The organism is Streptomyces sp. NPDC000878 (assembly GCF_053599695.1).
Window position 1 is genome coordinate 1 of sequence record NZ_JBSFMT010000154.1, and the last position, 7,390, is coordinate 7,390.

Annotated in this window: 5 protein-coding genes and 1 pseudogene; 3 read left to right on the top strand and 3 right to left on the bottom strand. The window is 68.9% G+C overall.

Annotated elements, in window-relative coordinates; genetic code table 11:
* Positions 1-81: pseudogene (locus ACWDR4_RS49485) on the top strand (phosphodiesterase); the annotation flags it as partial.
* A gap of 109 nt (positions 82-190) precedes the next feature.
* On the opposite strand, the gene ACWDR4_RS49490 reads toward ACWDR4_RS49485, so the two are convergent.
* From ACWDR4_RS49490 to ACWDR4_RS49500, 3 genes are all read right to left on the bottom strand, one after another.
* Positions 191-1,951 carry an LCP family protein gene (locus ACWDR4_RS49490; protein WP_450418715.1) on the bottom strand — a complete coding sequence of 587 codons (1,761 nt, stop codon included), beginning with the start codon at positions 1,949-1,951 and terminating at the stop codon, positions 191-193.
* Positions 1,952-2,175: 224 nt separating this feature from the next.
* A complete protein-coding gene (locus ACWDR4_RS49495; RefSeq protein ID WP_450418717.1) occupies positions 2,176-3,420 on the bottom strand; it encodes an LCP family protein in 1,245 nt (414 codons plus the stop codon).
* A 224-nt stretch (positions 3,421-3,644) separates the two neighbouring features.
* Positions 3,645-4,403, bottom strand: a complete 759-nt coding sequence (locus ACWDR4_RS49500; protein ID WP_450418719.1) for a TIGR03089 family protein — start codon at positions 4,401-4,403, stop codon at positions 3,645-3,647.
* A 110-nt stretch (positions 4,404-4,513) separates the two neighbouring features.
* Here ACWDR4_RS49500 and ACWDR4_RS49505 point away from each other — a divergent pair, with 110 nt between their 5' ends.
* Together ACWDR4_RS49505 and ACWDR4_RS49510 are read left to right on the top strand one after the other, a co-directional pair.
* Entirely contained in the window at positions 4,514-5,854 is a 1,341-nt protein-coding gene (locus ACWDR4_RS49505) for a peptidoglycan recognition protein family protein (protein WP_450418721.1), read from the top strand.
* Positions 5,855-5,924: 70 nt separating this feature from the next.
* Positions 5,925-7,007: a sugar phosphate nucleotidyltransferase gene (locus tag ACWDR4_RS49510; protein ID WP_450418723.1), complete on the top strand. Its 1,083-nt coding sequence runs from the start codon at positions 5,925-5,927 to the stop codon at positions 7,005-7,007.
* Positions 7,008-7,390: the final 383 nt, after the last annotated feature.

Below are 7,390 nucleotides of genomic sequence, written 5' to 3' on the forward strand. Positions count from 1 at the left end.
GCCGGGCTCATCACCGGTCACGCGCACACCCCGGCCGCCACGACCTTCGAGGGCCGGCCGCTGGTCGTCGGGCCGGGGGTGCCTTGCGTCCGGTAAGACGCAAGGCAGGCCTGTCAGGTCAACCGACGCACCCAAAACAACTGGCGCAGAGCCCAATTGGTCGATCGGCGTACTCAGCCGACCGGCGTGCTCAGCTGGCGCACTGCACCTTGTCCGCCGTGGACTGCCCCTCCACGGTCGGTGCCTTCGCCGGCGCGGTGAGCGAGACGCCGGCCCCCTTGAAGTCCTTGCCCAGGGTCAGCGTCATGGTGGGCAGCCCCTGGGAGTTCGTCACACTCTTGCCGGGCTTCATCGCCGAACCGGACAGCCCCATGATGGCGGCCAGCCGACGGGCCTGGTCGGCCTGGTCCGGCGCGTACTCCAACGTCGTCTTCGCAAGCTCCGCCGAGGCGTTGCCCGCGTTCTCGGACTTGGACACGCCCTCATCATTCTGCAGATAGTTAAGAGTCTCCTGTGCGGAGCCCGCCGGGGCACCGCCGTTCAGGATCTGCACCCGCACCTCGGAGGCCGCGGACTTGGTGCCCTTGAGGCGGGCGGCGACGGCAGCCGCCTCCTTCGCCTTCTGCTGCTTGACCGCCGTGAACGACACGTCGTTGATGATGGCGTTGAACACCTCGGGCGCCGTCGGGCCGACGGTGACCGTCGCCCGGACCGCCTCCCCCGGGGTGTCGATCACCGGCACGGTCATGAAGGTGATGTTCTTCGTCGGCACCTTCTTCAGCTCCAACGCCACGTCCTTGAGCGTGGAGACCTTGCCGAGACCGGTGTCCACGGTCAGCGCCTTGGTGGCCGCGTTGGCGATCTTCAGCAGCTTGGCCGGGTTGGTCAGGGTGTCGCTGGAGGCCATCTTGCGCATCAGCGAGCTGAGGAACTGCTGCTGCACCTTGATCCGGTCCAGGTCGCCCTGGTTGCCGAAGCTGTGCCGCGTACGGACGAAGGCGAGCGCCTGCTCTCCCTCCACCGTCGACTTGCCGGCGGGCAGCTTGAGCTTCGACTCCTTGTCGTTGACGGCGTTCTCCACACAGACCTCGACCCCGCCCACCGCCGTCGTCAGCGTCTTCACGGCGTTGAAGTCGGCCATCATGAAGTGGTCCGGCGAGATGCCGGTGACCTCCTTCACGGTGCGCATGGTGCAGCCCGGGTCGCGCCCGTCCTGCCCGAGGCTGGTGTTGAAGCGGACGCTCTGGGTACCGGCGATGATCTTCTCGGACCCGTCCTCCTGCACGGTCGGACAGTCCGGGACGTCGACGATCAGGTCACGCGGAATGCTGAGCGCGGTCGCGTTCGTCCGGTCCTTGGAGACGTGCAGCAGGATCGTCGTGTCCGCGTGCCCGACGCTGCCCGCGTCGCCGTAGGCCTCGTTGCCCGCACCGGTGCGCTTGTCCGTACCGATGATCAGGATGTTGAAGGCCTCGTCCTTGCTGAAGCCGTCCTTGGCCGCCGTACCGACGTCGGTGGTCGTGACGTTGCCCTCAAGGTGCTTGAGGTAGAAGTAGCCGCCTGCCGCGGCGGCCACCATGACGAAGGCCATGGTCCCGCCCGTCCAGAGCAGCGCCTTCTTCGCCTTCGACTTCTTCTTCTGCGGGGCACGCGACCGGCGCCGCCCGGGCAGCGGATCCTCTTCGGGCACACCCCGCCGCCTTCTCGGCGGCGGCACCTGCCCGGGTGACCCGGGCACGCCGTGCGTCTCTCGGTCCTGCTCCCGCTCCGGCGCCGCCGAACGCCCGCGTACCGCACCCGCGTTGGAGGGTGTGGCTCGACGAGGTCCCGGGACCGCTGATTGCGGTGCGGAGGGAGTCAGTCGCAGTTCGTATTCGCCAGTGCTCGGGTTGAGCACCCACTGGTCTGCGGGGTCGATGTCGTCCGCCCGCCCACGGCCTTGCGCGTCCACGGTTGTCTGAATCCTCCGTCGGGGCCACGCGGCGCCCTTTCCCCCTCCAAAGGCGCTCGGGTCTCGGTCTCCGGTGTGTGCACGACACTCGTCCTGACGCACCGGATCGCTCACACTATCCGTCCAGTTGGGCGTCAAGCGACGACGGTGACAAATTCCACGTCCCTACAACTGGGCAATCCGCCCATTTCTTTGAACTAAAGTTCGCCGGCTTGGCAATCGCTTTACCTGCAGGCGTCCCGGGCGGCCGTGTTCCCGCGAAAAGTGGGTACGGGGGAAGGGGTGGGGAGTTGGCCGGACGAGGGTTCCCCGGACGGTTCGCCGGCGGTGTCCGCGCCGAACTCGTCGAACCCGTATCCGTAATTGTGTTGCAGTTCACTGCTTTGTACGAAGGAATCATCCTGAACCGGGATTTCCTCCGCGACCGCGACCGGCTCATCGGACCGCAGCCGCTCGAACAGCCGCCCGGCGTCCGGCTCCACAAGTTGATCGCGATTGGCGTCGTACGCGTACGACTCCCGTGGAACGGTCAGGAACCGCACACGTTCGGTAGGGATGTCGCGCATACCGCGCACCAACTCGTACAAACCACGCAGACTGGCCAGAGCCGGGTCCGTGGTGAGCGAGGACGTGGCGGCATCGAGCACGGGATACAGCTTGACCGGGTTCAGCAGGACGTCATCGCTCTGCACCTTGTTGACGAGCGCTCCGAGAAAACGTTGCTGCCGGTCCATCCGCGCGGTGTCGCTCCCATTGCCGAGGGACTTCCGCGCCCGCACATACCCGAGCGCCTGCTCGCCGTTGAGCGTCACCTTCCCGGCGGGCAGCCGCAGCTTGGCCTCCCGGTCGTCGACCGCCTCCGCGAGACACACCTCGACCCCGTCGACGGCATCGACGATGTCCTTGAAGCCGCGAAAATCGACAACCATGTGATGGTCGATCCGAATGTCCGTCAGCTTCTCGACGGTACGGATCGTGCAGGCCGAACCCCCCTGCTGGAAGGCGTGGTTGAACATCGCGAACACGGGTTCGCCCCGACTCCCGTCCGGCCGCCGGCAACTCGGCACGTCCACCATCAGATCGCGCGGCAGGGACATCGCGGTGGCGCTGCGCCGGTCGGCGGCGAGATGCAACAGGATGGTCGTGTCCGACCGCTCGGTCCCGGAGTCCCGCCCGTACTTCCGGTTCCCCTTCCCGGCCCGGGAGTCGGACCCGATCAACAGAATGTTCTGCGCCCCACGCACCAACGAGGTCGGCCGCTCCTTCTCGTACCGGGCCAGCTCGGCGGCGGCACCATGATCCGCCGTGATGTTCCCATCAAGCTTGACGTAGACCCCGACCCCGACCCCGACGGCAACGAGAGAAACCCCGGCCACCCCGAACAGGCCCCGCCGCACCCACAGACGCCGACGCCGCCCGACGGGACTGCCCCCGACGCCGGGCCCGAGGGTGCCTGCGGTGTCGGTCACCCTACGATCATGACTCAGAGAGGGGAGCGAGGGCGCCCGCTACTAGGCCGAACGAATGAACGCCGGGCCGGGACCCCCACCTAGGGGCGCGGGGCTGTGACATGTGCGGCTCCGCCGCGTGGGCGCGACAAGCCCTTACTGCTCGGCGCCGGGCCGGGACCCCCACCCAGGGGCGCGGGGAACTGCGCGACCAGCCCCCACCGGCGGGCAGCCGAAAAACAACCTCACGCCCGGCGCGTAGCCGTAACCCGCTCATCCTCAACCCGCTTGGCCACCACATCCTCAGACACCCGCTCCAGATGCCGGCACAACACAACGCTCCCCCCGGTGGCCAGCGGCGAGTACAACCCCGCACTGACCCCCTCCCACGTGTCGTACCCCAACCCCGACAACAACCGAGACCCAGGCCCCGCCAACCCCAACCCCACCGCATCAGCCCCGGCCCGCTCCACAACCTCCGCCCCCGTGAACTCGGCCCCGGCCACAATCAACGCCGCCCCCTCCGGATCCACAGGCGCGTACGGCGCGAACCGATCCCCCTGACTCGGCACCTCCACCGCGTAATCGGCGAAGCCACCCGGCGTCTGCGGAAACCGCCCACCCAACGGCCGCAGCGCGAGCGCGATCCGCTCACCGGAACACGCCCGCGCCGCGTCCAGCGTGTCGGGCCCGCTGACGACGATGTCGGCGGAACCGGCCTCGCCCCCCATGTCCGCGACGACCCCCACCGACGAACACGCCAGCAGCCACACCGCCGTCTGCCAGTGCGCGGGCAGCAGCAGCGCGACCCGGTCACCGGGTTCGGCGGACAGCTCGCCCTGGAGGAGATTCGCGGTCTTGGCCACCCAATTGGCGAAGGTGGCCACGGACAATTCGACACGTTCGCCCGTGGCATCGTCGTAGAAGGTCACCAGGGGGCGCGCGGGGTCCGCGGCGAGCGCGGAACGCAGCAGGTCGGCAGGGGTGCGGTCGGTGGCGTTCACCCGCGCAAGGGTACGCGTGGCCGTGGGCGCGGGCCGACCCCCGGGGCCACCGGTTCGGGCCAACACGCCAGACGGACCGTCAGCTCATCGTTGGACAGATATGTATGGCTATGTCCAGGATCAGGGGCATGCGTAGGTATCTTGCTTCCTCGATCGGCGTCACGTGTGCAACCGCCCTGGCGCTCCCGTTGACCCTGCCCACCACCCCGGCCTCGGCCACGGCGAGACCCGCCGAGGCCAGACCGGCAGCGGCGGCCCCCGCCGTCCCCGGCAGCACCCAGTCGCTCCCGCTCGCCCCCCGCCCCGGCGACCGCATCCTCGGCTCGGCCGCCGAACAGGGGCTGTACCGTCCGGACGTACGCCGCTTCTCGCTCGTCGGCGTCATCTGGGACAACCCGGAGACCGAGCTGTACGGCCGCGTCGAGGTCCGTACCCGGGAGGCCGGCGGCGGCCACTGGTCCGGCTGGCAGGACGTCGAGACGCACAACCACGAGCACGCGGCCGACCCCGACACCGCCGAACACTCCTCGGGCCGGGTCCGGGGCTCCACGGCACCGCTGTGGGTGGGCGACTCGGACGGCGTGGAGGTCCGCGTACGGGCGGACGGCGACGGCCGCACCCTGGGCGCCCGCGAGCCCCTCCCCGCAGGCCTGCGCCTCGAACTGGTGAACCCAGGCACGGCACCAGCGGAACCCGTGGAACCAGCGCAACCCGGACAACCGCGCACACGCGACATGAGGGCGCTGGAGACACAGACCGAGTACGCCACCGAGATCCCGGCACTGAACAGACAACAGACAGAAGAAGAGGCACTCCTGCTTCAGGGGGAGCGACGGGTGAAACCGTTCATCGGCCCGCGCCCACGCATCGTCACGCGGCGCGGCTGGGGCGCCGACGAGAAGCTGCGCGAACGCGGCTTCGTCTACACGAAGAAGGTGAAGGCGGCCTTCGTGCACCACACGGCCTCGGGCAACAAGTACTGGTGCACACAGGTCCCGTCCCTCATCCGCGGCATCTACCGCTACCACGTGCTGAGCAGCGGCTGGCGGGACATCGGCTACAACTTCCTCGTCGACCGGTGCGGAAACATCTACGAGGGCCGCGCCGGGGGCGTGGCGAAGCCGGTGATGGGCGCACACACGCTCGGGTTCAACACGGACAGCATGGGGATCGCCGTCCTCGGAACTTTCGTCAGCTCCAAGCCGTCCAAAGCGGCAGTGGGGGCGATCGCACGGCTCACCGCCTGGAAGCTCGGCCTGTTCGGGGCGAATCCGAACGGAAAGACATACCTGAAGTCAGGTGGTGGCAATCTCTACCCAAAGGGAAAGAACGTACGACTGAACGTGATCTCCGGCCACCGGGACGGCTTCGCCACCGAGTGCCCGGGCCGGCTGCTCTACGGAAGGCTCGGCTCGGCGCGCCTGACGGCGGCCAAGTACCAGGGCCGATGAGGCTTCGGCCGACCGAACACGATGCGGTCGGTCCGGCAGGAAATCAGGAAACAGGAAGTAGGGACGACAGGTGACAGAAGCGATTCTCCTGGTCGGCGGCAAGGGCACCCGGCTGCGCCCGCTCACCGTGCACACGCCGAAGCCGATGGTCCCGGCGGCCGGGGTGCCCTTCCTCACCCACCAGTTGGCGAGAGCGAGAGCGGCCGGGGTGGAGCACATCATCCTCGCCACCTCCTACCTGGCCGAGGTCTTCGAGCCGTACTTCGGCGACGGCTCGTCGCTCGGCCTCCATCTGGAGTACGTCACCGAGGACGAGCCCCTCGGCACGGGCGGCGCGATCCGCAACGTGGCCTCGCGCCTGCACTCCGCCCCCGACGACCCGGTCCTGGTCTTCAACGGCGACATCCTCACGGGCCTGGACATCAGGGCCCTGGTCCGCACCCACGAGTCGACCTCGGCGGATGTCTCCCTGCACCTCACCCGAGTGACGGACCCAAGGGCATACGGTCTGGTCCCCACAGACGAAACGGGCAGAGTCACAGCCTTCCTGGAAAAACCCCAAACCCCGGAGGAGATCGTCACCGACCAGATCAACGCAGGTGCGTACGTCTTCCGCCGCTCGCTGATCGACACGATCCCGACGGGCCGCCCGGTCTCGGTGGAAAGAGAAACGTTCCCGGAACTCCTCTCCATCGGCGCCCACCTCCAGGGCCTGGTGGATTCGACGTACTGGCTGGACCTGGGCACCCCGGCGGCCTTCGTACGAGGTTCAGCGGACCTGGTCCTGGGCCGCGCCCCGTCCCCCGCGGTCCCCGGCCGCTGCGGCGACCGCCTGATCCTCCCCTCGGCCAGAGTGGCCCGCGACGCCAAGCTGACCGGCGGCACGGTGGTGGGCGAGGGCGCGTTCGTGGCGGAGGGCGCACGCGTCTCGGGCAGCACGATCCTGGCGGGCGCGGTGGTCGAACCGGGCGCGGTCATCACCAACTCCCTGATCGGCACGAGGGCCCGCGTGGGCGAACGCTCGATCCTGACCGGCACGGTGATCGGCGACGGCGCGATCATCGGCGCCGACAACGAACTGAGGGAGGGCGTACGGGTGTGGTGCGACGCAAGAATCCCAGCGGGGGCGCTCCGCTTCTCGTCGGACCAGTAAAGGCACCCCCTGGGGGCTGCGCCCCCAGACCCCCGCTACGGCCCTGAACGGGCCTTGTCCTCAAACGCCGGACGGGCTGGGGGTGCGGGCCGGTGCTGAAAGACCAAGCCCGGCTGCCACCATCAAGCGTCAGCCGGCCTTCAAGGACAACCGCGCCGAGCCCACCCTTTCCCCGCCCACCCGCCCCCACCGCTTCCGCAGCACAGGCGGTGCCTCTTCTCGACGCCGGCCGGGGCATTTCAGCCTGTCCGGCGTTTGAGGACAAGCGCGTTCAGCGCGAGCTTCTCCCACCCACCCCCGGCCACCACCATCCAGCCCGTCCGGCGTTTGAGGATCTCCTGACGGCCGCTCCACTCCAGCGCGCCGTCCCCCTCACGGAACGT

Coding starts and splice junctions, on each gene's coding strand:
- ACWDR4_RS49505 (WP_450418721.1), top strand. CDS start 4,514: ATGTCCAGGATCAGGGGCATGCGTAGGTATCTTGCTTCCTCGATCGGC.